Origin of the sequence: Streptomyces sp. CB01201 (assembly GCF_002803085.1) — a bacterium.
Lineage (GTDB): Bacteria > Actinomycetota > Actinomycetes > Streptomycetales > Streptomycetaceae > Streptomyces > Streptomyces hundungensis.
In genome coordinates, this window is sequence record NZ_NNBJ01000014.1 from 62301 (window position 1) to 85796 (window position 23496).

Annotated in this window: 21 protein-coding genes; 16 read left to right on the forward strand and 5 right to left on the reverse strand. The window is 70.8% G+C overall.

Annotated elements, in window-relative coordinates:
* The first annotated feature begins 81 nt into the window (after positions 1-81).
* From recG to mutM, 8 genes are all read left to right on the forward strand, one after another.
* Positions 82-2295 carry an ATP-dependent DNA helicase RecG gene (recG, locus tag CG740_RS27260; protein WP_100577930.1) on the forward strand — a complete coding sequence of 738 codons (2214 nt, stop codon included), beginning with the start codon at positions 82-84 and terminating at the stop codon, positions 2293-2295.
* 101 nt (positions 2296-2396) lie between these two features.
* Positions 2397-2993 (forward strand): 16S rRNA (guanine(966)-N(2))-methyltransferase RsmD, encoded by a 597-nt coding sequence (rsmD, locus tag CG740_RS27265; protein WP_100577931.1) that lies wholly within the window; start codon positions 2397-2399, stop codon positions 2991-2993.
* Positions 2994-3019: 26 nt separating this feature from the next.
* Positions 3020-3514 carry a pantetheine-phosphate adenylyltransferase gene (gene coaD / locus CG740_RS27270; RefSeq protein WP_199846596.1) on the forward strand — a complete coding sequence of 165 codons (495 nt, stop codon included), beginning with the start codon at positions 3020-3022 and terminating at the stop codon, positions 3512-3514.
* 103 nt (positions 3515-3617) lie between these two features.
* The gene (locus CG740_RS27275) at positions 3618-4709 is read left to right on the forward strand and encodes an ATP synthase F0 subunit B (protein WP_100577933.1); all 1092 of its coding nucleotides are present in this window, start codon (positions 3618-3620) and stop codon (positions 4707-4709) included.
* A gap of 166 nt (positions 4710-4875) precedes the next feature.
* Complete coding sequence (locus tag CG740_RS27280; protein ID WP_100577934.1) at positions 4876-5523, forward strand: YceD family protein; 648 nt, start codon at positions 4876-4878, stop codon at positions 5521-5523.
* 2 nt (positions 5524-5525) lie between these two features.
* A complete protein-coding gene (gene rpmF, locus CG740_RS27285; protein ID WP_100577935.1) occupies positions 5526-5699 on the forward strand; it encodes a 50S ribosomal protein L32 in 174 nt (57 codons plus the stop codon).
* A 19-nt stretch (positions 5700-5718) separates the two neighbouring features.
* The gene (rnc, locus tag CG740_RS27290) at positions 5719-6531 is read left to right on the forward strand and encodes a ribonuclease III (RefSeq protein WP_100577936.1); all 813 of its coding nucleotides are present in this window, start codon (positions 5719-5721) and stop codon (positions 6529-6531) included.
* A gap of 107 nt (positions 6532-6638) precedes the next feature.
* Positions 6639-7508 carry a bifunctional DNA-formamidopyrimidine glycosylase/DNA-(apurinic or apyrimidinic site) lyase gene (mutM, locus tag CG740_RS27295; protein WP_100577937.1) on the forward strand — a complete coding sequence of 290 codons (870 nt, stop codon included), beginning with the start codon at positions 6639-6641 and terminating at the stop codon, positions 7506-7508.
* Here the strand turns inward: mutM and CG740_RS27300 are convergent.
* Complete coding sequence (locus CG740_RS27300; RefSeq protein ID WP_100577938.1) at positions 7481-7915, reverse strand: winged helix-turn-helix transcriptional regulator; 435 nt, start codon at positions 7913-7915, stop codon at positions 7481-7483. The two genes, mutM and CG740_RS27300, sit on opposite strands and share 28 nt — an antisense overlap.
* 182 nt (positions 7916-8097) lie before the next feature.
* Between CG740_RS27300 and CG740_RS27305 the strand changes: the two genes are divergently transcribed.
* Positions 8098-8688: a flavodoxin family protein gene (locus CG740_RS27305; protein ID WP_199846589.1), complete on the forward strand. Its 591-nt coding sequence runs from the start codon at positions 8098-8100 to the stop codon at positions 8686-8688.
* 198 nt (positions 8689-8886) lie between these two features.
* On the opposite strand, the gene CG740_RS27310 is transcribed toward CG740_RS27305, so the two are convergent.
* Positions 8887-9795, reverse strand: coding sequence for a CAP domain-containing protein (locus CG740_RS27310; RefSeq protein WP_100577940.1), 909 nt, complete (start codon positions 9793-9795; stop codon positions 8887-8889).
* Between the two features lie 180 nt (positions 9796-9975).
* On the opposite strand from CG740_RS27310, the gene CG740_RS27315 reads away from it, so the two are divergent.
* From CG740_RS27315 to CG740_RS27340, 5 genes are all read left to right on the forward strand, one after another.
* Entirely contained in the window at positions 9976-10269 is a 294-nt protein-coding gene (locus CG740_RS27315; protein ID WP_100577941.1) for an acylphosphatase, read from the forward strand.
* A 377-nt stretch (positions 10270-10646) separates the two neighbouring features.
* Complete coding sequence (locus CG740_RS27325; RefSeq protein WP_100578044.1) at positions 10647-10865, forward strand: hypothetical protein; 219 nt, start codon at positions 10647-10649, stop codon at positions 10863-10865.
* A gap of 199 nt (positions 10866-11064) precedes the next feature.
* Positions 11065-14616: a chromosome segregation protein SMC gene (smc, locus tag CG740_RS27330; RefSeq protein ID WP_100577942.1), complete on the forward strand. Its 3552-nt coding sequence runs from the start codon at positions 11065-11067 to the stop codon at positions 14614-14616.
* 233 nt (positions 14617-14849) lie between these two features.
* Complete coding sequence (locus CG740_RS27335) at positions 14850-16268, forward strand: sugar porter family MFS transporter (RefSeq protein ID WP_100577943.1); 1419 nt, start codon at positions 14850-14852, stop codon at positions 16266-16268.
* A 110-nt stretch (positions 16269-16378) separates the two neighbouring features.
* Complete coding sequence (locus CG740_RS27340) at positions 16379-16771, forward strand: phage holin family protein (protein WP_159030415.1); 393 nt, start codon at positions 16379-16381, stop codon at positions 16769-16771.
* Between the two features lie 124 nt (positions 16772-16895).
* Here CG740_RS27340 and CG740_RS27345 read toward each other — a convergent pair whose 3' ends face one another.
* Positions 16896-17861: an LLM class flavin-dependent oxidoreductase gene (locus tag CG740_RS27345; RefSeq protein WP_100577945.1), complete on the reverse strand. Its 966-nt coding sequence runs from the start codon at positions 17859-17861 to the stop codon at positions 16896-16898.
* A gap of 70 nt (positions 17862-17931) precedes the next feature.
* Positions 17932-19398, reverse strand: a complete 1467-nt coding sequence (locus CG740_RS27350) for a cytosine permease (protein WP_100577946.1) — start codon at positions 19396-19398, stop codon at positions 17932-17934.
* A gap of 192 nt (positions 19399-19590) precedes the next feature.
* On the opposite strand from CG740_RS27350, the gene ftsY reads away from it, so the two are divergent.
* Positions 19591-20799 carry a signal recognition particle-docking protein FtsY gene (ftsY, locus tag CG740_RS27355; protein ID WP_100577947.1) on the forward strand — a complete coding sequence of 403 codons (1209 nt, stop codon included), beginning with the start codon at positions 19591-19593 and terminating at the stop codon, positions 20797-20799.
* A gap of 70 nt (positions 20800-20869) precedes the next feature.
* Here ftsY and CG740_RS27360 read toward each other — a convergent pair whose 3' ends face one another.
* Entirely contained in the window at positions 20870-21535 is a 666-nt protein-coding gene (locus CG740_RS27360) for a bifunctional DNA primase/polymerase (RefSeq protein WP_100577948.1), read from the reverse strand.
* A gap of 461 nt (positions 21536-21996) precedes the next feature.
* Between CG740_RS27360 and nsdA the strand changes: the two genes are divergently transcribed.
* Entirely contained in the window at positions 21997-23472 is a 1476-nt protein-coding gene (gene nsdA / locus CG740_RS27365) for a transcriptional repressor NsdA (RefSeq protein WP_100577949.1), read from the forward strand.
* Positions 23473-23496 lie beyond the last annotated feature (24 nt).

The window sequence follows — 23496 nt, forward strand, 5'->3', positions numbered from 1 at the left end:
CGGTGCCCGTGGCGTTCGCGGCACGGGTTTGACCAGCGGTTATCCACAGGCTTTGGCGGGCTGTCAGTCCGGTGGTGTGCAATGGATCGCGTGCCTGCGCTCGAAGAACCACTGAAGAAGCTGCTCGGCGGACCCACCGCGAAGGTGATGGCCGAGCACCTCGACCTGCACACGGTCGGCGACCTCGTGCACCACTACCCGCGGCGCTACGAGGAGCGCGGCCAGCTCACCAAGCTGGCCGAGCTGCCCCTGGACGAGGACGTCACCGTCGTCGCCCAGGTCGCCGACGCCCGGGTGCACACCTTCAACGGCGGGCGCGGCCAGCGCCTGGAGATCACCATCACCGACGGCAGCGGCCGGCTCCAGCTGGTCTTCTTCGGGCGCGGCATCCACAAGCCGCACAAGGAACTGCTGCCCGGCAGCCGGGCGATGTTCGCCGGCAAGGTGTCGATGTTCAACCGGCGCATGCAGCTCGCCCACCCCACCTACGCCAAGCTCGGAGCCGACGCGGCCGAGGGCGAGGACACGGCGGACATCGACTCGTGGGCCGGCGCCCTGATCCCGATCTACCCCGCCTGCAAGGGCCTGGAGTCCTGGAAGATCGCCAAGGCGGTCGACGCGGTGCTGCCCAGCGCCCAGGAGGCCGTCGACCCGCTGCCCGACTCCCTGCGCGAGGGGCGCGGTTTCGTCCCGCTGCCCGAGGCCCTCCTCAAGGTGCACCGGCCGCACACCAAGGCCGACATCGAGGACGCGCGCCAACGCCTGAAGTGGGACGAGGCCTTCGTCCTCCAGGTGGCGCTCGCCCGCCGCCGCCACGCGGACGGCCAACTCCCCGCCGTGGCAAGGCGACCGGCCCCCGGCGGCCTGCTCGACGCCTTCGACGCCAAGCTGCCCTTCACGCTCACCGAGGGCCAGGAGAAGGTCTCGGAGGAGATCTTCGACGACCTGGCGACCGAGCACCCCATGCACCGCCTGCTCCAGGGCGAGGTCGGCTCCGGCAAGACGATGGTCGCGCTGCGCGCCATGCTCGCCGTCGTCGACTCCGGGGGACAGGCCGCGATGCTCGCGCCCACCGAGGTCCTCGCCCAGCAGCACCACCGCTCGATCACCGAGATGATGGGCGAACTCGCCGAGGGCGGCCTGCTCGGCGGGTCCGAGCAGGGCACCAAGGTCGTGCTGCTCACCGGCTCGATGGGCATGCCGGCCCGGCGCCAGGCGCTGCTCGACCTGGTCACCGGCGAGGCGGGCCTGGTCATCGGCACGCATGCCCTGATCGAGGACAAGGTGCAGTTCCACGACCTGGGCCTGGTCGTCGTCGACGAGCAGCACCGCTTCGGCGTCGAGCAGCGCGACGCCCTGCGCGGCAAGGGCAAGCAGCCCCCGCACCTGCTCGTCATGACGGCCACGCCCATCCCGCGCACGGTCGCCATGACGGTCTTCGGCGACCTGGAGACCTCCGTCCTCGACCAGCTGCCCGCCGGCCGCTCGCCCATCGCCAGCCATGTCGTGCCCGCGCAGGACAAGCCGCACTTCCTGGCCCGCGCCTGGGAGCGGGTCCGCGAGGAGGTCGACAAGGGCCACCAGGCGTACGTGGTCTGCCCGCGCATCGGGGACGACGAGGAGGAGGCGAAGACCGCCAAGGGCAAGAAGAAGGCGGAGGAGGCCGAGACCGCCGACAAGCGGCCCCCGCTCGCCGTGATCGAGACCGCCGGCCAGCTGGCCAAGGGGCCCCTCCAGGGACTGCGCGTCGAGATCCTGCACGGCAGGATGCAGCCGGACGACAAGGACGCCGTGATGCGCCGGTTCGGCGCCGGCGAGGTGGACGTCCTGGTCGCCACCACCGTCATCGAGGTCGGGGTGAACGTGCCGAACGCCACCGCGATGGTGATCATGGACGCCGACCGCTTCGGCGTCTCCCAGCTCCACCAGCTGCGCGGCCGCGTCGGCCGCGGCTCCGCGCCCGGCCTGTGCCTGCTCGTGACCGACATGCCCGAGGCGAGCCCGGCCCGGGCCCGGCTCAACGCCGTCGCCGGCACGCTCGACGGCTTCGAGCTCTCCCGCATCGACCTCGAACAGCGCCGCGAGGGCGATGTGCTGGGCCAGGCCCAGTCCGGAGTGCGCTCCTCGCTGCGGATGCTCACCGTCATCGACGACGAGGAGGTCATCGCCGCGGCCCGCGAGGAGGCCGTCACGGTGGTCGCCGCCGACCCGGACCTTGAGCGGCTGCCGGGCCTGCGCACGGCGCTGGACGCCCTGCTCGACAAGGACCGCGAGCAGTATCTCGACAAGGGCTGAGAGACTGTCGGAACACATCCGGCGCGGGAACCGCACCGGCCTCGTGAACCGCGTGGCCCACCGGGACCGCGTGGACCGCATGGACACGGACAAGGACTGAGATGACCCGCGTGATCGCCGGCCGGGCCGGTGGACGCCGTCTGGCCGTACCGCCGGGCACCGGCACCCGCCCCACCTCCGACCGGGCGCGCGAGGGCCTCTTCTCCACCTGGGAGGCACTGCTCGGCACGCTCGACGGCATCCGGGTCGCCGATCTGTACGCCGGGTCGGGAGCCGTGGGCCTGGAGGCCCTCTCGCGGGGAGCGGCCCACGCCCTGCTGGTGGAGGCCGACACCCGGGCCGCCCGCACGGTCCGCGACAACGTGGCCGCGCTCAAGCTGCCGGGCGCCGAGGTGCGGACCGGCAAAGCGGAGCAGATCGTGACAGGGCCGGCGCCCGCCGCCCCCTACGACGTGGTCTTCCTCGATCCGCCGTACGCCGTCACCGATGACGATCTTCGGGAGATCCTGCTCACACTCGGTCGTGGGGGCTGGCTCGCGGAGGACTGTCTCGTCACCGTGGAGCGCAGCACCAGAGGCGGAGCCTTCGGCTGGCCCGAAGGATTCGAAGCGCTGCGGGCCCGTCGTTACGGCGAGGGCACGCTTTGGTACGGTCGCGCCGCCTCCACGTGCGAAAACGCACCACGAGACACCCCATGACCGGACCGGAGAGCGAGGGACATCAGTTGCGCCGCGCCGTCTGTCCGGGGTCCTTTGACCCCATCACCAACGGACACCTCGACATCATCGCCCGCGCCTCCCGGCTGTACGACGTCGTACATGTCGCGGTGATGATCAACCAGTCGAAGCAGGGCCTGTTCGCCATCGAGAAGCGGATCGAGCTGATCCGTGAGGTGACGGCCGACCTCGGCAATGTCGAGGTCGAGTCCTTCCACGGCCTGCTCGTCGACTTCTGCAAGGAGCGGGACATCCCCGCGATCGTCAAGGGCCTGCGGGCCGTCAGCGACTTCGACTACGAGTTGCAGATGGCCCAGATGAACAACGGGCTCTCCGGCGTCGAGACCCTGTTCGTGCCGACCAATCCGACGTACAGCTTCCTGTCGTCCTCCTTGGTCAAGGAGGTGGCGACCTGGGGCGGAGACGTCTCCCACCTGCTGCCGGCCGCCGTCCAGGAGGCCCTGGTCGCACGGCTCGCCGAGAAGCGGGCGGCCGAGCGGTAGGGAGCGGATCGCTGACAGTCCGTCATCCGGTGTCGGGCGGGCGCCGACTGGCCTTACAGTCGTCCCGTCCGTCTCCAATCCGTTAGAAGAGTGGCGATCACCGGTGGACGTGCAGAAGAAGCTCGACGAGATCGTCGAGGTGGTCGGCAGCGCCCGGTCCATGCCCATGTCGGCCTCGTGCGTGGTCAACCGCGCCGACCTCCTCGCGATGCTGGAAGAGGTGCGCGAGGCCCTGCCCGGCTCGCTCGCCCAGGCCCAGGAGCTCATCGGCGGCCGGGAGCAGATGGTCGAGCAGGCCCGCCAGGAGGCCGAGCGGATCATCGAGTCCGCGCACGCCCAGCGCGGCACGCTGATCTCGGACACCGCCGTCGCCCGCCAGTCCCAGGACGAGGCCGACCGCATCCTCGACGAGGCCCGCCGGGAGGCCGAGGAGATCCGCGCCGAGGCCGACGACTACGTCGACTCCAAGCTCGCCAACTTCGAGGTCGTCCTCACCAAGACCATCGGCTCGGTCGACCGCGGCCGGGAGAAGCTGCTCGGCCGCGGCCCCGGCCTGGACGACCAGGGCCACACGGACGAGGACGCCCCCGAGTACAGCTCGGACCCGGGAACCCTGATCCACCGGGCGGACGAGTACGTCGACGCCAAGCTGGGTGCGTTCGAGGCCGTGCTCGCCAAGACCCTCGAAGCCGTCGGCCGCGGCCGGCTCAAGCTGCACGGCAGGACCGCGTCCGACGAGCTCGGCGCCCACATGGCCGCCCAGGACGCGGCGGGCGGACTGCACCAGCACACCAGTGACGCCGACTACCTGGCCGGCCTCGCCGAACTCGCCGAGCCCGAGCCGGCCGCCGCCCACGCCGCCGCCGAGCCGCACATCCCGGCCCAGCAGCAGCCCCCGGTCTACGACCCCTACGGCTACCAGCAGCCGCAGCAGGACCCGTACGGCTACCAGCCCCAGGTCCAGCAGCAGGACCCGTACGCGCAGTACGGGTACGCCCAGCAGGATCCGTACGGCTACGACCAGGGCCAGCAGCAGTACGCGGCCCCGGACACCGGGCAGTACGGGATGCCTCCGCAGCCGCAGCACCAGCCGCAGCAGGCCGCGCTCGACGAGACCAGCCTCTTCGACACCAGCATGATCGACCTGGACCAGCTGCGCGCCTACGAACAGGGCCACGGACAGAACCGCTCATAGGGCCCGTCCGGCGGGCCGAACGGGGGGAACCGGACCGGATTGGGCCTATCGCGGCCGGTCCAGTATCCTGGTTCTTCGGTCGCGCGTACGTCCGCGATCCAAGCTGCCCGATTCGCTGCGCGAAGCCGGTGGCAGCCACTCCACGACCCTGAAAGCGGGAAGAACCCTGAGCACGCGCCTTGACCACCGCAATCCCCTCGTGTTCGACACACACGAGCTGGGACGGCGTCCCGGTGCGCTCCAGCGTCTGACCCGCACCGTGGAGGCCCCGAAGGAACTCGGGATTCCCGAGGTCATCCACGTGCCCGAGGGCAGGCCCGTGGACATTGAGCTCCGCCTGGAGTCGGTCATGGAAGGGGTGCTTGTCACAGGCACCGCCCGTGCATCGGCCGAGGGTGAGTGCGTAAGGTGTCTGGAGCCGCTTCAGCAGGACGTTGAAGTGGATTTCCAGGAGATGTTCTCGTACCCCGACACCGACGACCGGGGCCGCCGCAAGGCAGCCGCGGACGACGATGCCGAGGACGACGAGGACATGATTCCGCTTGAGGACGGCCTGTTCGACCTTGAGCCTTTGCTGCGTGATGCGGTAGTGCTCGCACTGCCGATGCAGCCGGTGTGCCGGGAGGACTGCCCGGGGCTGTGTTCCGAATGTGGAGCGCGCCTGGCGGACGACCCGGAGCACCACCATGACGCCGTCGACATTCGTTGGGCGGCATTGCAGGGACTCGCCGGGACCATCCAGGACGGCGAGAAGGACAACATGAGCGGCACTGCGTCTGACGTGCAGGATGCCGCCGAGAAGCAGGAGAAGTAGCCGTGGCTGTTCCGAAGCGGAAGATGTCGCGCAGCAACACGCGCCACCGCCGGTCGCAGTGGAAGGCTGCGGTCCCCACCCTGGTTGCGTGCGAGAGCTGCCATGCGCCGAAGCTCCAGCACATCGCGTGCCCGAGCTGCGGTACGTACAACAAGCGCCAGGTCCTCGAAGTCTGAGCGGCTGGTGAGAGGCCCGATGTCTGAGTCCAACGCCAAAAAGGCGGACAACAACACGGCCTCGTCCCACACGCTTCTGGAAGGGCGGCTCGGGTATCAACTTGAGTCCGCCCTTCTGGTGCGTGCGCTCACCCACCGTTCGTACGCGTACGAGAACGGCGGTCTGCCGACCAATGAGCGGCTTGAGTTCCTCGGGGACTCGGTGCTCGGTCTGGTCGTCACGGACACGCTGTACCGCACCCACCCCGACCTTCCGGAAGGCCAACTGGCCAAGCTCCGGGCCGCGGTGGTCAATTCTCGTGCGCTCGCGGAAGTGGGCCGTGGGCTCGAACTCGGCTCCTTCATCCGGCTCGGCCGGGGTGAAGAGGGCACGGGCGGCCGGGACAAGGCTTCCATCCTCGCCGACACCCTCGAAGCGGTGATCGGCGCTGTCTATCTCGACCAGGGTCTTGAGGCGGCGTCCGTGCTCGTCCACAAGCTGTTCGACCCCCTGATCGAGAAGTCCTCGAACCTCGGGGCCGGCCTGGACTGGAAGACCAGTCTCCAGGAGCTGACGGCGGCCGAAGGGCTCGGCGTCCCCGAGTACCTGGTCTCCGAGACCGGACCCGACCACGAGAAGACCTTCACTGCTGCCGCCCGCGTCGGTGGTGTCTCGTACGGCACCGGCACCGGCCGCAGCAAGAAGGAAGCGGAGCAGCAGGCCGCCGAGTCGGCGTGGCGGGCCATTCGCGCCGCCGCCGACGAGCGGGCCAGGACGGTGGCCGAGGCCGCCGTCGCCGCTCCGGCCGATGGCGGGTCGCCGACCCCCGCCGCCGGCGGTACGGCGGCCTGACCGCCCCTTCCTCGCGCACCCCCGTCCAGCGCTCCGGCGCCGGGCGGGGGTGCGTGCTGCCGGGGGCCGCCGCGACCGCGGGGGCGCCGCGGGGGTAATCTGCGCGCATGCCTGAGCTGCCTGAAGTCGAAGTGGTCCGGCGCGGTCTGGAGCGCTGGGTGGCCGGGCGCACCGTGGCGGACGTCGAGGTGCTGCACCCCCGCGCGGTACGCCGTCACCTCGCCGGGGGCGACGATTTCGCGGCCCGGCTCAAAGGCCACCGGATCGGCGTCGCCCGTCGGCGCGGCAAGTACCTGTGGCTGCCGCTCGCCGACACCGATGCCTCCGTGCTCGGACACCTCGGGATGAGCGGGCAGCTGCTGGTGCAGCCGACGGACGCCCCCGACGAGAAGCACCTGCGGATCCGGGTGCGCTTCCAGGACGACGCCGGGACCGAGCTGCGCTTCGTCGACCAGCGCACGTTCGGCGGCCTCTCGCTGCACGACACCGCCGCCAACAGCACGGACGGCCTTCCGGACGTCATCGCGCACATCGCCCGGGACCCGCTGGACCCGGAGTTCGACGACGAGGCCTTCTTCGTGGCGCTGCGGCTCAAGCGCACCACGGTCAAACGAGCACTGCTCGATCAATCGCTCATCAGCGGTGTCGGCAACATCTACGCCGACGAGGCGCTCTGGCGCGCGAAGCTGCACTACGACCGTCCGACCGCGACCCTGAACCGCCCCAAGGCGGCGGAACTCCTGGGCCATGCACGGGACGTCATGAACGCGGCGCTCGCCGTCGGCGGCACCAGCTTCGACAGCCTCTACGTCAACGTCAACGGCGAATCCGGCTACTTCGACCGCTCGCTCGACGCCTACGGCCGCGAGGGCGAGCCCTGCCGGCGCTGTGGCACGCCGATGCGCAGGCGGGCCTGGATGAACCGGTCCAGCTACTTCTGCCCCAAGTGTCAGCGCGTCCCGCGCGCCACGTCGTAGCTCTGCTGCGCGTCGAGCACCGACGGCATCCTGTCCTCCACGAAGTGGATGAGCGCCAGCAGCCGCTCGGCCACCTCGCGCCCCAGCGGGGTCAGTTCGTAGTCGACCCGGGGCGGATTGGTCGGCTGCGCCTCGCGGTGGACGAGCCCGTCGCGCTCCAGTGAGTGCAGCGTCTGGGAGAGCATCTTCTCGCTGACGCCGTCGACCCGCCGCCGCAGCTCGTTGAAGCGGAGGCTCCCCTCGTGCAGCGCGCCCAGCGTCAGGCTGCCCCAGCGCCCCGTGACGTCCTCCAGGGTGCGCCGCGAGGGACAGGACTTGGCGAACACGTCGAACGCGAGGTCGCCGTCGGCGCGGTCCTCGACGGCGACCCCGTCCGTGCGGGTGGAACCGGGGGAAGTCTCATCCATACCGTCACCATACGCCCCCACAGCGCGTACGCCTAGGTTGCGCTAACTAGAAGTTAGTGCTTACCTGAGTGCAGCGCTGCCCGTGCCGCCGCCGCTGCACCGGCTCCGGCCCGTGCGCCTGTTCCGCCGTCCTTTCCGTGCCTTGTTCCATGCCCTGTCGCATGCCCTTGAGGGGAACCGCTGTGATCACTCCTGTCGTCTCGATCGCCTACCACTCCGGCTACGGCCACACCGCCGTCCTCGCCGAGGCGGTCCGGACCGCGGCCGCCGAGGCCGGGGCCACCGTGCACGTCATCAAGGTCGACACCATCACCGAGGCCGAGTGGGAGCTGCTCGACGGCTCGGACGCCATCGTGTTCGGCTCGCCCACCTACATGGGGACCGCCTCCGGCGCCTTCCACCAGTTCGCCGAGGCCAGCTCGAAGCGCTGGTTCACCGACGCCTGGCAGGACAAGCTGGCCGCCGGCTTCACCAACTCCGGCTCCAAGAGCGGCGACAAGGGCCACACCCTGCAGTTCTTCCAGACCCTCGCCGCCCAGCACGGCATGCACTGGGTCAACCTCGGCCTGAAGCCCGGCTGGAACGTCTCGACGGGTTCCGAGCACGACCTGAACCGGCTCGGCTTCTTCGCCGGGGCCGGCGCCCAGACCAACAACGACGAAGGACCCGAGGGTGTCCACAAGGCCGACATCGCGACCGCCGAACACCTCGGCCGCCGCATCGCCGGAACCGCCCGCCTCTTCGTCGCCGGCCGGGCGGCCGTCGGCGCCTGACGGCACTCCCGCCGGGTGATCGAATGCAGCACAGCCGAAAGGGCCCCCTCCGTTCATGGCGGAGGGGGCCCTTTCACGTTCCCGTGCGTACTTCCGGTGTGCTCTTCGCGCGCGTCCGGCCGAATGACCGAACCGGAGTGGCGAATGAGCGAGTGAATTGATCAATTGCCCCGGTGCGCCGTGCGCCCGGGCGAAGGATCAAAAGCCGAAGTCCTGGGTCCACCAGGGGCCGCCGGGGCCGAAGTGCACACCGACGCCCAGGGATTTGTACTCGCAGTTGAGGATGTTCGCGCGATGGCCCGGGCTGTTCATCCAGGCGTCCATCACGGCCTTGGCGTCGGCCTGGCCGCGGGCGATGTTCTCGCCGCCCAGGCCCTGCACGCCTGCCTTCGCGGCCCGGTCCCACGGGGTGCGGCCGTCCGGGTCGGTGTGGTCGAAGAAACCGCGGGCCGCCATGTCGTCACTGAAGGCGGTGGCGAGCGCGGCCAGCGCCGGGTCCGCCGCCACGGGGCTGCAACCCGCCTGCGCCCGCTGCTGGTTGACCAGGGACATCACGGTCGCGGCGGCCGACACCTCGGCGCTCGGCGACTGCACCGGCTGCGCGGGCGCGGCGCTGGGCGGGCTGCTCGGGGGAGCCGCCGGCTTCGACGGAGCGGGGGCCGGGGCCTCGGACTTCTTCTGCGGGACGGGCGGCGCGGAGGGAGCGGAGGAGGCCGGCGCCGACGGCGTGGCCGGGGCGCTGGGCGAGGAGGGCGTGGCCGTCGGCGCCGCCGACGCGGCCCGGCTCGGCCCGGCAGGCGTGGGCGCCGCCTCGGTGGGCTTCCGCGATTCGCTGCCCTGCGGCCGTATGTCGGGGGTGCGGCTCGCCTGGACCCGGGGGCCGGTCATCGTGTCGCCGCTCACCTTGTACGTACCGCCGCCGGGCAGCAGACCCGAGGCGACGGCCACGGCGCCCACGGCCACCGCCGCGGAGACGCCGAGCAGCCCGGTGCGCACGGGCGCCGCGGCCCGCTTCCTCCGGCGCGACCCACCTCGGGGCCGGCCGCCCCGGCCCGCCGACGCTTCGGCGGGCGCGGGGTCGGCGGCGGAGCGACGATGGCGTCCCATCTGCGGTGCCTTCCTCCATGCCGGGGCAATGCCTGACGCATTGCCGCGCGGGCCGCGGTCGGCCCGAAATGATCAAATAGCCACTAACCCATACGGGTGAGGCCGATTGCGTCGCGACTGTACGCCATGGCGCATGGGGGTGAAGTGCAGCGTGAGCAATTGGCCGGTTAGCGTGCACGTATGAACGAGGATGCGCACGGAGATGTTCGAGTCACGGCCTGGGTGCGCGGGCGAGTACAGCAAGTCGGCTTCCGCTGGTTCACCAGGGCAAATGCTCTGGAGATCGGCGGCCTCCGCGGGTTCGCCCTCAATCTGGACGACGGGCGGGTCCAGGTCGTCGCCGAGGGGCCACGTGAGAATTGCCACCGTTTGCTGGAGTGGCTTCGCTCCGGCGACACACCGGGGCGGGTCGACGGAGTGACCGAGATCTGGGACACAGCCCGGGGCGGCTACGACAGCTTCGCGATCCGCTGAGCCGGGGCCCCGCCGTGCGTGAGCCGGCCGCGGTGACACCGCGCGTCCGGCTCGCAACCACGCGCTGACCTCGAACGATCTGACTGTTGCCATCTCGCGTCCGGCGTGGAAGGCTGCGGCAGTAAGGACGATCTCCACGCCCCCGGGGCTCCGAGGAGAGGCAGCGCCGCCCGGTCCGCGGCCGCGTGCCCCCGGATTGCCCATGGATACGGGGCGTGATCGTGTTGACCGTCAAACTTTTTGGTGAGACTCTGGAAGCCCCGCGCACCTTAGCTGTTTGGCATGAAGAACCGCAGTCAAGTCCAAGCACCGCGGGTGCGATTCCCTCACGACCCACACCGCTTCGGTCGGTCACTCAGTGTGGAGGACCATCCATCATGGCAAAGGCGCTTCTCGGTTACGTCGGCGGTTCCGACCCGCGACTCCTCGCCGAGATGCGACGGCTCCAGCAGCGCGTCCAGGACCTTGAGTCCGAGCTCAACCGGATTCAGTCCGAGAACGACGTGCTCGCCGCTGCCGCCGCTTCGCACCGCGGAGATTCGCTGCTCGAAGGCATCGACATCGACGTCCCCCAGGCGGAGCCCGCCCTCACCTGATCCAGGTGGGAGAGGCTTCGTTCTCTCGTCGAGATCGAGAGATCCGCAAGACCTGCAATGTATTGCAAGGGACGCTTCGGCGTCCCTTCTTTCTTTCCGCCGGTGGGTGCCGGAGGGGTGCTCCGCCTTTCCCTTCACGCTCTGATCTGCCCTGCACCTTCCTGGGCGAAACCGGGAGCTGAAGGTAGAGTCCGGCGGCGTGCACCTCAAGGCCCTCACCCTGCGCGGATTCAAATCATTCGCCTCCGCGACCACGCTGAAGTTCGAGCCGGGCATCACCTGCGTGGTGGGGCCCAATGGATCAGGCAAGTCCAATGTCGTGGACGCGCTGAGCTGGGTCATGGGTGAGCAGGGCGCCAAGTCGCTGCGCGGCGGAAAGATGGAGGACGTCATCTTCGCCGGGACGACCGGCCGCCCGCCGCTGGGCCGGGCCGAGGTCTCCCTCACCATCGACAATTCCGACGGCGCGCTGCCCATCGAATACGCCGAAGTCACCATCACGCGGATCATGTTCCGCAACGGCGGCAGCGAATACCAGATCAACGGCGACACCTGCCGGCTTCTCGACATTCAGGAACTGCTCTCCGACTCCGGCATCGGCCGCGAGATGCACGTCATCGTCGGACAGGGCCAGCTCGACTCCGTGCTGCACGCCGACCCGATGGGCCGGCGCGCCTTCATCGAGGAGGCGGCCGGCGTCCTCAAGCACCGCAAGCGCAAGGAGAAGGCGCTGCGCAAGCTGGACGCGATGAAGGCCAACCTGGCCCGTGTCCAGGACCTGACCGACGAGCTGCGCCGCCAGCTCAAGCCGCTCGGCCGGCAGGCCGCCGTGGCCCGCCGCGCCGCCGTCATCCAGGCCGACCTGCGCGACGCCCGGCTGCGGCTGCTCGCCGACGACCTCGTACGCATGCGGGAGGCGCTCAGCGCCGAGATCGCCGACGAGGCCGAGCTGCTGCGCCGCAAGGAGAGCGCCGCCGCCGACCTCCGGGCGGCCCTCGCCCGGGAGGCCCAACTGGAGGAGCACGTACGGCGATTGGCGCCTCGGCTCCAGCGCGCCCAGCAGACCTGGTACGAGCTGTCCCAGCTGGCCGAGCGGGTGCGCGGCACGATCTCGCTTGCCGACGCCCGGGTCAAGAGCGCGCGTGCCCAGCCCCCCGAGGAGCGGCGCGGCCGTGACCCCGAGGACATGGAGCGCGAGGCCGCCCGGATCCGCGAACAGGAGGCCGAGCTGGAGGCCGCTCTCGAAGCGGCCGAGCACGCCCTGGAGGACACCGCGGCCCACCGCGCGGATCTGGAGCGGGAACTCGCCGTCGAGGAAAGGCGTTTGAAGGATGTGGCCCGGGCCATCGCGGACCGCCGCGAAGGGCTCGCGCGACTGCACGGCCAGGTCAACGCGGCGCGCAGCCGCGCGGGTTCCGCCCAGGCCGAGATCGACCGGCTCGCCGGCGCGCGCGACGAGGCGGGCGAGCGGGCCGCGCTCGCCCAGGAGGAGTACGAGCGGCTCAAGGCCGAGGTGGACGGCCTCGAAGCCGACGACACCGAGCTTGCCGACGCCCACGACGCGGCCAGGCGGGAGCTGGCGGCGGCCGAGGCGGCGCTGGGCGGCGCCCGCGAGGAAGCCACCGCCGCCGAGCGGAAACGTGCCGCCGTCGCCGCCCGGCACGACGCCCTCGCGCTCGGGCTGCGCCGCAAGGACGGCACGGGCGCGCTGCTCGGCGCCCGCGACGCGCTGGCCGGGCTGCTCGGGCCCGCGGCCGAACTGCTCACCGTGGCACCCGGCTATGAGGTGCCGCTCGCCGCGGCCCTCGGTGTCGCGGCCGATGCCATCGCGGTCAGCGGGCCCTCGTCGGCCGCCGAGGCCATCCGGCTGCTGCGCAAGCAGGACGCCGGCCGCGCGGCCCTGCTCCTGAGCGGCGCCCCCGAGGACGAGCGCCCGGCCCCCGGCGAGGGCCCGCCCCGCGCCGCCGACCTGGTGCGCGGCCCCGCCGAACTGATGCCCGCCGTACGGCACCTGCTGCGCGGGGTCGTGGTGGTCGCAACGCTGGAGGACGCGGAGGACCTGGTCTACGCGCGGCCCGCGCTCACCGCCGTCACCGCCGACGGCGATCTGCTCGGCGCCCACTTCGCGCACGGCGGCTCGGCCGGCGCACCCAGCCTTCTGGAGGTCCAGGCCGCCGTCGACGAGGCCGCCGCCGAACTCGCCGACCTGGCCGTACGCTGCGAGGAACTGGCCGGGGCCCAGCGGGCGGCGCAGGAGCGTCGCGGTCAACTGGCCCTGGAAGTGGAGGAGTCGGGGGAGCGGAGGCGGGCCGCCGAGAAGGCGCGGTCCGCGGTGGCCCAGCAGCTCGGACGGCTCGCCGGGCAGGCCCGTGGCGCGGCGGGCGAGGCCGAGCGGACCGCTGCCGCCGCAGCCCGCGCCCAGGAGGCGCTGGAGCGGGCGACCGAGGAGGCCGAAGAGCTGGCCGAGCGGCTCCTGGTGGCCGAGGAGCTGCCGGTCGAGGAGGAGCCCGACACCTCGGTCCGCGACCGGCTGGCGGCGGACGGCGCCAACGCCCGGCAGACCGAGATGGAGGCCCGCCTCCAGGCCCGTACCCACGAGGAGCGCGTCAAGGCGCTCGCCGGACGGGCCGAGGCGCTCGACCGCGGGGCCGCGGCCGAGCGCGAGGCGCGGGCCCGGGCCGAGCAGCGGCGCGCCCGGCTGCGGCACGAGGCCGCCGTCGCCGAGGCCGTTGCCGCGGGGGCCCGGACCCTGCTCGGCCACGTCGAGGTGTCGCTGGTGCGGGCCGACCGGGAGCGGGCCGGTGCCGAGGCCGCGAAGGGGGAGCGGGAGCAGGAGCTGGCCGCGGCCCGCGGGGCCGGCCGGGATCTGAAGGCAGAACTCGACAAACTCACTGATTCAGTTCACCGCGGCGAGGTACTAGGAGCTGAGAAGCGGCTGCGGATCGAGCAGCTGGAGACCAAGGCGCTGGAGGAGCTGGGGGTCGAGCCGGCCGGGCTCGTGGCCGAGTACGGGCCCGACCAGCCGGTGGCCCCCTCTCCGCCCGCCGAGGGGGAGGAGCTGCCGGATGATCCACTGCACCCGCGCAACCAGCCCGTCCCGTATGTGCGGGCCGAGCAGGAGAAGCGGCTCAAGGCAGCCGAACGGGCGTACCAGCAGCTCGGAAAGGTCAATCCGCTCGCCCTTGAGGAGTTCGCGGCGCTGGAGGAGCGCCACAAGTTCCTTTCCGAGCAGCTGGAAGACCTCAAGAAGACCCGGGCCGACCTCCTTCAAGTCGTGAAGGAGGTCGACGAGCGGGTCGAGCAGGTCTTCACCGAGGCCTACCGGGACACGGCCCGGGAGTTCGAGGGCGTGTTCTCGCGGCTCTTCCCGGGCGGCGAGGGCCGGCTGATCCTGACCGACCCGGGCAACATGCTGGCCACCGGAGTCGACGTGGAGGCGCGCCCGCCGGGCAAGAAGGTCAAGCGCCTCTCGCTGCTCTCGGGCGGCGAGCGGTCCCTGACGGCGGTGGCCCTGCTCGTCTCCATCTTCAAGGCCAGGCCCAGCCCGTTCTACGTGATGGACGAGGTCGAGGCCGCCCTGGACGACACCAACCTCCAGCGCCTCATCCGGATCATGCAGGAGCTCCAGGAGTCCTCCCAGCTGATCGTGATCACGCACCAGAAGCGGACGATGGAGGTCGCCGACGCGCTGTACGGCGTCTCGATGCAGGGCGACGGCGTCTCCAAGGTCATCAGCCAGCGGCTCCGCTGAACGGCGCGGGGGTGGGTATCCCGCCTGCCCCCGCAGCTGTTCAAGTCTTGAATGAACACCCGTCACCGGTCCCTGAAAATTCACAACCGACCAGGTATTGACTTAGAAACTTGAAGGCATAGTCTCTGCAACGTTGTCTTTACGTTCAAGTGGTGGGTGACCGGAAGTTGTGCGCCACTTAGACGGAGTCCCCTCACCCCCGGCGGCGTTGCCGGGCGGCCCCAGGAGTACACGTGACCAGTACCGCGCAGTCGCAGGCGTCCGGAGGCGGCCACACCGCTCCGGACCACCTCGGCCATGTCATCTTCATCACGGCGGCGGCCGCGATGGGCGGCTTCCTCTTCGGCTACGACAGTTCCGTGATCAACGGCGCCGTAGAGGCGATCCGCGACCGGTACTCCATCGGCTCGGGAACGCTCGCCCAGGTCATCGCCATCGCCCTGATCGGCTGTGCGATCGGAGCCGCCACGGCGGGCCGGATCGCCGACCGCATCGGCCGCATCCGCTGCATGCAGATCGCGGCGACCCTCTTCACCATCAGCGCCGTCGGCTCCGCGCTGCCGTTCGCGCTCTGGGACCTCGCCTTCTGGCGGATCATCGGCGGCTTCGCCATCGGCATGGCCTCGGTCATCGGCCCGGCCTACATCGCCGAGGTCGCCCCGCCCGCCTACCGCGGCCGGCTCGGCTCCTTCCAGCAGGCCGCCATCGTCATCGGCATCGCGATCTCCCAGCTCGTCAACTGGGGCATCCTGAACGCCGCCCACGGCGACCAGCGCGGCAAGCTCATGGGCCTGGAGGCCTGGCAGGTCATGCTCGGCGTGATGGTCGTCCCGGCCGTCCTGTACGGGCTGCTCTCCTTCGCCATCCCCGAGTCGCCGCGCTTCCTCATCTCGGTCGGCCGTGACGCCGACGCCAAGAAGGTGCTCGCCGACGTCGAGGGCAAGGACGTCGACCTGGACGCCCGCGTCGCCGAGATCGAGCACGCGATGCGCTCCGAGCACAAGTCGAGCTTCAAGGACCTGCTCGGCTCGAAGATGGGCTTCCTGCCCATCGTCTGGGTCGGCATCGGCCTCTCGGTCTTCCAGCAGCTCGTCGGCATCAACGTCGCGTTCTACTACTCCTCGACGCTGTGGCAGTCCGTCGGCATCGACCCGTCCAGCTCGTTCTTCTACTCGTTCACCACGTCGATCATCAACATCATCGGCACCGTGATCGCGATGGTCCTGGTCGACCGGGTCGGCCGCAAGCCGCTCGCGCTCGTCGGCTCCATCGGCATGGCGATCGCCCTCGCGGTCGAGGCCTGGGCGTTCTCCGCCCACCTCGTCGACGGCAAGCTCCCCAACACCGAGGGCGTCGTGGCACTGATCGCCGCCCACGTCTTCGTGCTCTTCTTCGCCCTGTCGTGGGGCGTGGTGGTCTGGGTCTTCCTCGGCGAGATGTTCCCGAACCGGATCCGCGCCGCCGCCCTCGGCGTGGCCGCGGCCGCCCAGTGGATCGCCAACTGGGCCATCACCGCGAGCTTCCCGAGCCTGTCGGACTGGAACCTGTCCGGCACGTACGTCATCTACGCGATCTTCGCCGCGCTCTCGATCCCCTTCGTGCTCCGGTACGTCAAGGAGACCAAGGGCAAGGCGTTGGAGGAGATGGGCTAATCCCCGCTGCCCCTCTCTCCTCTCATCAAACCGCCCCGGCTCGCCCGTCGAGCCGGGGCGGTTTGGTGCTGAATTCCTGATTCCGGGTCATCCGTGCCAGGCTTTTGATCATGGAAAAGAGAACCAACCCCGTCGCCGTCTTCAACTTCATCGGCGTCGGCGCGGCCGTGCTGTTACCGGGGATATCGCTGCGCGAAGGCGCCTCGCCCGTTCTGGGCTTCGTGCTCACGGGCCTGCTGTTCGTCGTCGTCAACCAGGCGATCCGGTGCTACCCGACGGACATCCGCAGCGCCCCGCCCGTCATGCTCCTGATCCTCGGGGCCGTCGGCGTCGTGCAGGACACGCTCTTGTGGCTGCTCGCCGGATGGGTCGGCGGCAAACTGGACGGCTTCGAGGTCGACGGCTTCGGGACGGCCCTGCTCGGCGGCCTCGTCGTGCGGACCGTGGTCCTCGTCCTCATGGCTCTCGCACCACGCCGGACGGAAGACGCGGAACCGGCCTAGAGCCGTATCGGGCAACCTTCGCCCCTCCCTCCATGACGTCATGGAGGGCCTCTTTCGGCGATCAGGTGAGGTGCTCCCATAAGGCCGAGGTCTCTCGATGGCGACCGGATCCGCCGGACAGACCCTAGAGCGCCGGCAGCACCCGGTCGCAGAACAGGTGGAGGCTGCTCCACGCCTCGTCGATGGGCATGCCGCCGCACAGCGGGTGCAGGACCAGGGAGTCGGAGGCCAGTGAGGCGCACTGCTCCGGGGTCAGCACCCGGTAGACGCCCTCCGCGCGCAGCTCGGCCACCGTCGTCGCCGCGGACTTCACCGCCGAGCGGATGTCCTTGGACTGCCAGGACGCGTACATCCGCGCCTCGTGCAGGAAGTGCTCGCCGTACTCGGCCCAGGTCCGGTCGGGGTCCTCGCTGATGTGCAGCAGGGGCGTCGCCGCCGCCGGCATCATGCAGAAGCCCTCGGTGCCGTACTCGGCGAGCTTCTCGTTGTAGTACGACTCCAGGTCCGGCAGATGGGCGCTCGGGAAGAACGGCAGGCCGAGCCGGGCCGCCCGGTTCGCGGCCGCCCGTGAGGAGCCGCCGACCAGCAGCATCGGGTGCGGCTCGGTGAACGGGCGCGGTGTGACCCGCACTTGGCGGCCCCGGAAGGTGAACTCCTCGCCGCTCCACGCCTTCAGAAGGGTTTCCAAAAGCTCGTCCTGGAGCTTGCCGCGCCGGCCCCACTCGACGCCCTGCTGCTCGTACTCGGCGGGCCGGTAGCCGATCCCGGAGACCGTCACCAGACGGCCGCCGCTCACCAGGTCGAGCACCGCGATGTCCTCGGCCAGACGCAGCGGGTCGTACAGGGGGCCGATGATCGCCGAGACGGTCACCGCGATGCGGCGGGTCGCGCCGAAGACCGCGCCCGCGAAGGCGAACGGGGAGGGCAGCCAGTTGTTGTCCGTGCCGTGGTGCTCCTCGGTCTGGACGGTGTCGATGCCCCGGTCGTCGGCGAACGCCGCCATCTCCAGGGCCGCCCGGTAGCGGGCGGACAGGGACTGCGCGGTGGCGTCCGGGTCCACCAGGTTCATGCGTACGACCGTGAACGGCATGGCAAAGTCCCCCTCCACCGGGTGGGTTCCGTGGGAACCCGGGCGAAGGGGGACGGTAGCTGACGGAGCGTCAGACGGCCAGAGTCTCGGCGGACTTGGCGGTGTCGGCGCCCTCGGGTGCCTCGGACTGCACCACCGGCGGCTTGGGCAGCGCGAGGTACAGCAGGCCGGAGATCACGATCGTGGCGATCCAGCCGAGGCCGTACTCGCCGACCGGGTTGTTCGCGGAGAGCGGGCCCGTGAACCAGTCGGACTTGGTGAACATCAGGCCGCCGAGCAGACCCACCGCCCAGGCGATGACCGCGGCGGGGGCGAAGCCGGCCTTGTACCAGTAGGCGCTCGTACGCGTCGTGTCGAGCAGCGCCTTCGCGTCGTACTCGGTGCGCCGCAGCATGTCCGCGCCGAACACGCCGACCCAGGCGGAGAAGGCGACGGCGAGCAGCGAGAGGAAGGCGATGAAGGAGCCCATGAAGCTGGTGGCGACCAGCATCAGGATGCCGCCGAAGACCAGCGAGATGACCGCGTTGACGGAGACCGCCCAGTGCCGCGGGATCTTGAAGCCGAGGGTCTGCGCGGTGAAGCCCGCCGAGTACATCGACATCGAGTTGATCAGCAGCATGCCGACGAGCGCGATCAGCAGGTAGGGCACCGCGATCCACATCGGCAGGATCTCGCCGAGGAAGGACACCGGGTCGGCGGCCGAGGCGAGGTCGGGCGTGGAGACGGCCATGACCGCGCCCATCAGGACCATCGGCAGCACCACGATGCCGGCGCCGCCGATCGAGTTGCCGACGATCGCCCTGGAGGAGGCGGTGCGCGGCAGGTAGCGGGCGAAGTCGGGGGCGGACGGGATCCAGCTGACACCGCCCGCGGCGATCATGCCGATGCCGGCGACCATCAGCGAGGTCTTGCCGGCCGGCTGGTGGAAGACGGCGGACCAGTCGGTGTTCAGCACGAGGTAGACGAGCACCAGGACCGAGAACGCGCCGAACAGGAACGTCGCGTACTTGTTGCACTTCTGGACGACGTGGATGCCGAGGCCCGAGATGGCGAACGTGATGACCACGAAGACGGCGAGCGTCACGATGATCAGGAACGTGTTGCTCTTGATCCCGAAGAGGATGTCGAGGACGGTCAGCACCGCGTAGGCGCCGGTCACCGCGTTGATGGTCTCCCAGCCCCAGCGCGCCACCCAGATCAGCGAACCGGGCAGCAGATTGCCGCGCTGGCCGAACACCGCGCGCGACAGCGCCATGCCGGGGGCGCCGCCGCGCTTGCCCGCGATCCCGATGAGCCCGACCAGGCCGTACGAGAGGATGGGCGCGCACACGGCGACCACGATCGCCTGCCAGAAGTTGAGCTTGTACGCGACGACGAGGCTGGCGCCCATCGTGAGCAGCAGCACGCTGATGTTCGCGGCGACCCAGGTGGGGAAGAGCTCGCGGGTTCTGGCGGTGCGCTCCGCGTCCGGCACGGGCTCCAGGCCACGTGTTTCCAGGGCGCTCTGCGCTTCGTCGGGGGAGCCGGTGTCGTTCATGGGGGTGGAGTTCCGTGCCTCTCGCTCGGCTCGACACTGAGCCGGTGGGGGTAGTCGAAGGGGACTCTACGCGCGTTGATGCAGCTACCTCTATCGTACTTTAATCTGACACCTGCCCCATAATTCCCTTCCGTTCTCGGAGGAAGGTACAAACTGGGCCCTCGCGGACTCGTACCCGATACTGGGAGCGTTATGGAATTCGTCATCCTTGCTGTAGTCATCGCCCTGGTCGCGGTCGGCGCGATCAGCGGGCTCGTGGTCAGCAGCCGCAAGAAGAAGCAGCTGCCGCCCACCGCGCCGCCGAGCACGCCGACCATCACAGCCCCGCCCGCAGAGCCTCAGGTCGGTGAGGACGCCGCGGAGACGGCGGAGGAACCGCGCCGCACCATTGAGGAGGTCGGCCTTCCCGAGGCCCCCGCCACCCCGGTCGTCATCGAGGAGCCCGCCGCCCCCGAGGCGCCGGCGCTCGATGTGCCCGAGCCGACCGCCGGCCGGCTCGTCCGGCTGCGGGCCCGCCTCGCCCGCTCGCAGAACTCGCTCGGCAAGGGTCTGCTCACCCTGCTCTCCCGCGAACACCTCGACGAGGACACCTGGGAGGAGATCGAGGACACCCTGCTGACCGCCGACGTCGGCGTCGCGCCCACCCAGGAGCTGGTCGACCGGCTCCGCGAGCGCGTCCGGGTGCTCGGCACCCGCACGCCCGACGACCTGCGCACCCTGCTGCGCGAGGAGCTGCTCTCCCTGCTCGGCACCGACTTCGACCGCGAGGTCAAGACGGAGGGCGGCGAGACCGTCCCCGGCGTCGTCATGGTCGTCGGCGTGAACGGCACCGGCAAGACCACCACCACCGGCAAGCTCGCCCGCGTCCTGGTCGCCGACGGCAAGTCCGTCGTGCTCGGCGCGGCCGACACCTTCCGCGCGGCCGCCGCCGACCAGCTCCAGACCTGGGGCGAGCGCGTCGGCGCCCGTACCGTGCGCGGCCCCGAGGGCGGTGACCCGGCCTCGATCGCGTACGACGCCGTCAAGGAGGGCATCGCCGAGGGCGCGGACGTCGTGCTCATCGACACCGCGGGCCGGCTGCACACCAAGACCGGCCTCATGGACGAGCTCGGCAAGGTCAAGCGCGTCGTCGAGAAGCACGGCCCGCTCGACGAGGTGCTGCTGGTGCTCGACGCCACGACCGGGCAGAACGGCCTGGTCCAGGCCCGGGTGTTCGCCGAGGTCGTCGACATCACCGGCATCGTCCTGACCAAGCTGGACGGCACCGCCAAGGGCGGCATCGTCATCGCCGTCCAGCGTGAACTGGGCGTCCCCGTCAAGCTCGTCGGACTCGGCGAGGGCGCGGACGACCTGGCCCCGTTCGAGCCCGAGGCGTTCGTCGACGCGCTGATCGGCGACTGAGCCCCACCCTTCGCGCACCGACGCCCCGCCGCATCTGCCCGATGCGGCGGGGCGTCGGCGCGTTCCCGGCCTAGGCCGCCGAACGATGGCAGATGTAGGCCAGCGTGCCGAGCAGGAGGCGGGCCTCCGGGGGGCGGGTCGCGGTGTCGAGCGAGGGCGGGCGCAGCCAGTTGACCTCGCCGGAGGGCGGCGCCGGCACATAGCTGCCGCGCGGCGGGCAGCGCAGATCGAGGACCGCGTCGTCCCAGCCCATCCGGTAGAGCAGCCGGGGGAGTTCGGCGCAGGCGCCCGGCGCGACGTAGAAGTGGGTGCGGCCGGTGGGCGTCGAGGACACCGGGCCCAGGGGCAGCCCCATCCGCTCCAGGCGCACCAGTGCCCGCCGGCCCGCGGGGGCCGCCACGTCCAGCACGTCGAAGGTCCGCCCGACCGGCAGCAGCACGGCGGCGCCCGGGCACTGCGACCAGGCCTCGGTGACGTCGTCGAGCGTGGCCCCCGCCGGGACCTCGGGGGTGAAGGCGAGCGGATGGGCGCCCGGCTCCGTACACGAGGAACTGCCGCACGAGCACACGCCGTTGAGGGCCCGGGCGCCGGGTGCCACGGCCCACCCCCACAGGCCGGTGTACTCGGCGACGGCCGTGGCCTCGCTGGTGCGGGTCGTGCGTGTGGAGCGGCCGCGGCGCCAAGAGCCGGGCCGGGTCTCCCTGATGCCCCGGCTGCCGCCGATCGTGAAGCCCATGCCCCCTCCAACGGGTCTGCCGCGTCAGTGGTTACGACGCCAGTGGCGTAGTCGTGACGATCCGGAGTTTTCCCGTCACTTTCCGTTTCCGCCAGGTCGGATGCGGTCGTGAAAGGGGTGGTGCGATGCGCTTCGTGCGCCCCGGCGCACTCCGCTCCACCCGACGCTGATCGTCCTGTGTCAAGTGAATCGCGCCTGGCGGCAGGGGAGTTCATTCGATGGGGTGGCGAATGGTGGCGTTTCTGGAATCGCCATGGCCGGACGGGTGATCGTAGGATTACCGTCGGTACACGGACCTGGGGGATGGGCGCACCCGTGGGTATGCCGGGGGCAAGGCGGTTTCCGGTCCGAGCGGGTGCAACCGCGGGACAGGAGGCCCAACTAGCGGCATTCTGATAGGGGTTCGCGCGATCGACGCACAACCGACGCACATGAGGCTTCAGCAGATTGGGGGCGTTCCAGTGGGCGGCAGTGGGGCTAGCGGTACGAGCGCCGGAAAGCGCCCCAACGAACAGCTGGGTTCGTGGTTCGTACGGAGCGGCTGGTCGAAGGGTGAGCTGGCGCGCCAGGTGAACCGGCGGGCGCGCCAGATGGGCGCCCACCACATCAGCACCGACACCTCCAGAGTCCGGCGCTGGCTCGACGGCGAGATGCCGCGCGAGCCCATTCCGCGCATCCTCTCGGAGCTGTTCTCGGAGCGCTTCGGGAGCATCGTCGCGATCGAGGACCTCGGCCTGCGCCAGGCCCACCAGTCGCCCTCGGTGTCCGGGGTCGACCTGCCGTGGGCCGGGCCCCAGACGGTGTCGCTGCTCAGCGAGTTCTCGCGCAGCGACCTCATGCTCGCCCGGCGCGGCTTCCTCGGCACCTCGCTGATGCTGGCCGCGGGCCCCTCCCTGATCGAGCCCATGCAGCGCTGGCTCGTGCCCTCGCCGGCCGGCGAGCCCGGGCCCCCGGAGACCGCCGCCAGCGCGCGGCGCCCCTCCCGGCTCTCCCGCCCCGAGCTGGAACTGCTCGAATCCACCACCGCGATGTTCCGCCAGTGGGACGCCCAGTGCGGCGGCGGCCTGCGCCGCAAGGCCGTGGTCGGCCAGCTCCACGAGGTCACCGACCTGCTCCAGGAGCCCCAGCCGACCGACACCTCCAAGCGCCTGTTCAAGTGCGCGGCCGAACTCGCGGAGCTCGCCGGCTGGATGAGCTACGACGTCGGCCTCCAGCCCACCGCCCAGAAGTACTTCGTGCTGGCCCTGCACGCCGCCAAGGAGGCGGGCGACAAGCCGCTCGGCTCGTACATCCTGTCCTCCATGAGCCGGCAGATGATCCACCTCGGCCGGCCCGACGACGCGCTCGAACTCATCCACCTCGCCCAGTACGGCAGCCGCGACTGCGCCACCGCCCGTACCCAGGCCATGCTGTACGCGATGGAGGCCCGCGCCTACGCCAACATGGGCCAGCCCAGCAAGACCAAGCGCGCCGCCCGGATGGCCGAGGACACCTTCGGTGACGCCGGGCTCGACGGCGAGCCGGAGCCCGACTGGATCCGCTTCTTCTCCGAGGCGGAGCTCAACGGGGAGAACGCCCACTCCTACCGCGACCTCGCCTATGTGGCCGGCCGCAGCCCCACCTACGCCTCGCTCGCCGAGCCCGTGATGGAACAGGCGGTCGCCCTGTTCGGCAAGGACGAGGAGCACCAGCGCAGTTACGCCCTGAACCTCATCGGGATGGCCACCGTGCACCTGCTCAAGCGGGAGCCCGAGCAGTCGACCGTGCTGGCCGAGCAGGCCCTCGGGGTCGCCAAGCGGGTCCGCTCCGAGCGGGTCAACACCCGGCTGCGCAAGACCGTCGACACCGCCGCGCGCGACTTCTCGGACGTGGCCGAGGTGGTGCGGATGACCGACCTGCTCACCAAGGAGCTGCCCGAGACGGCCGAGGCCGTCTGACCCACCCGCCGTCGCCCGGCTCCG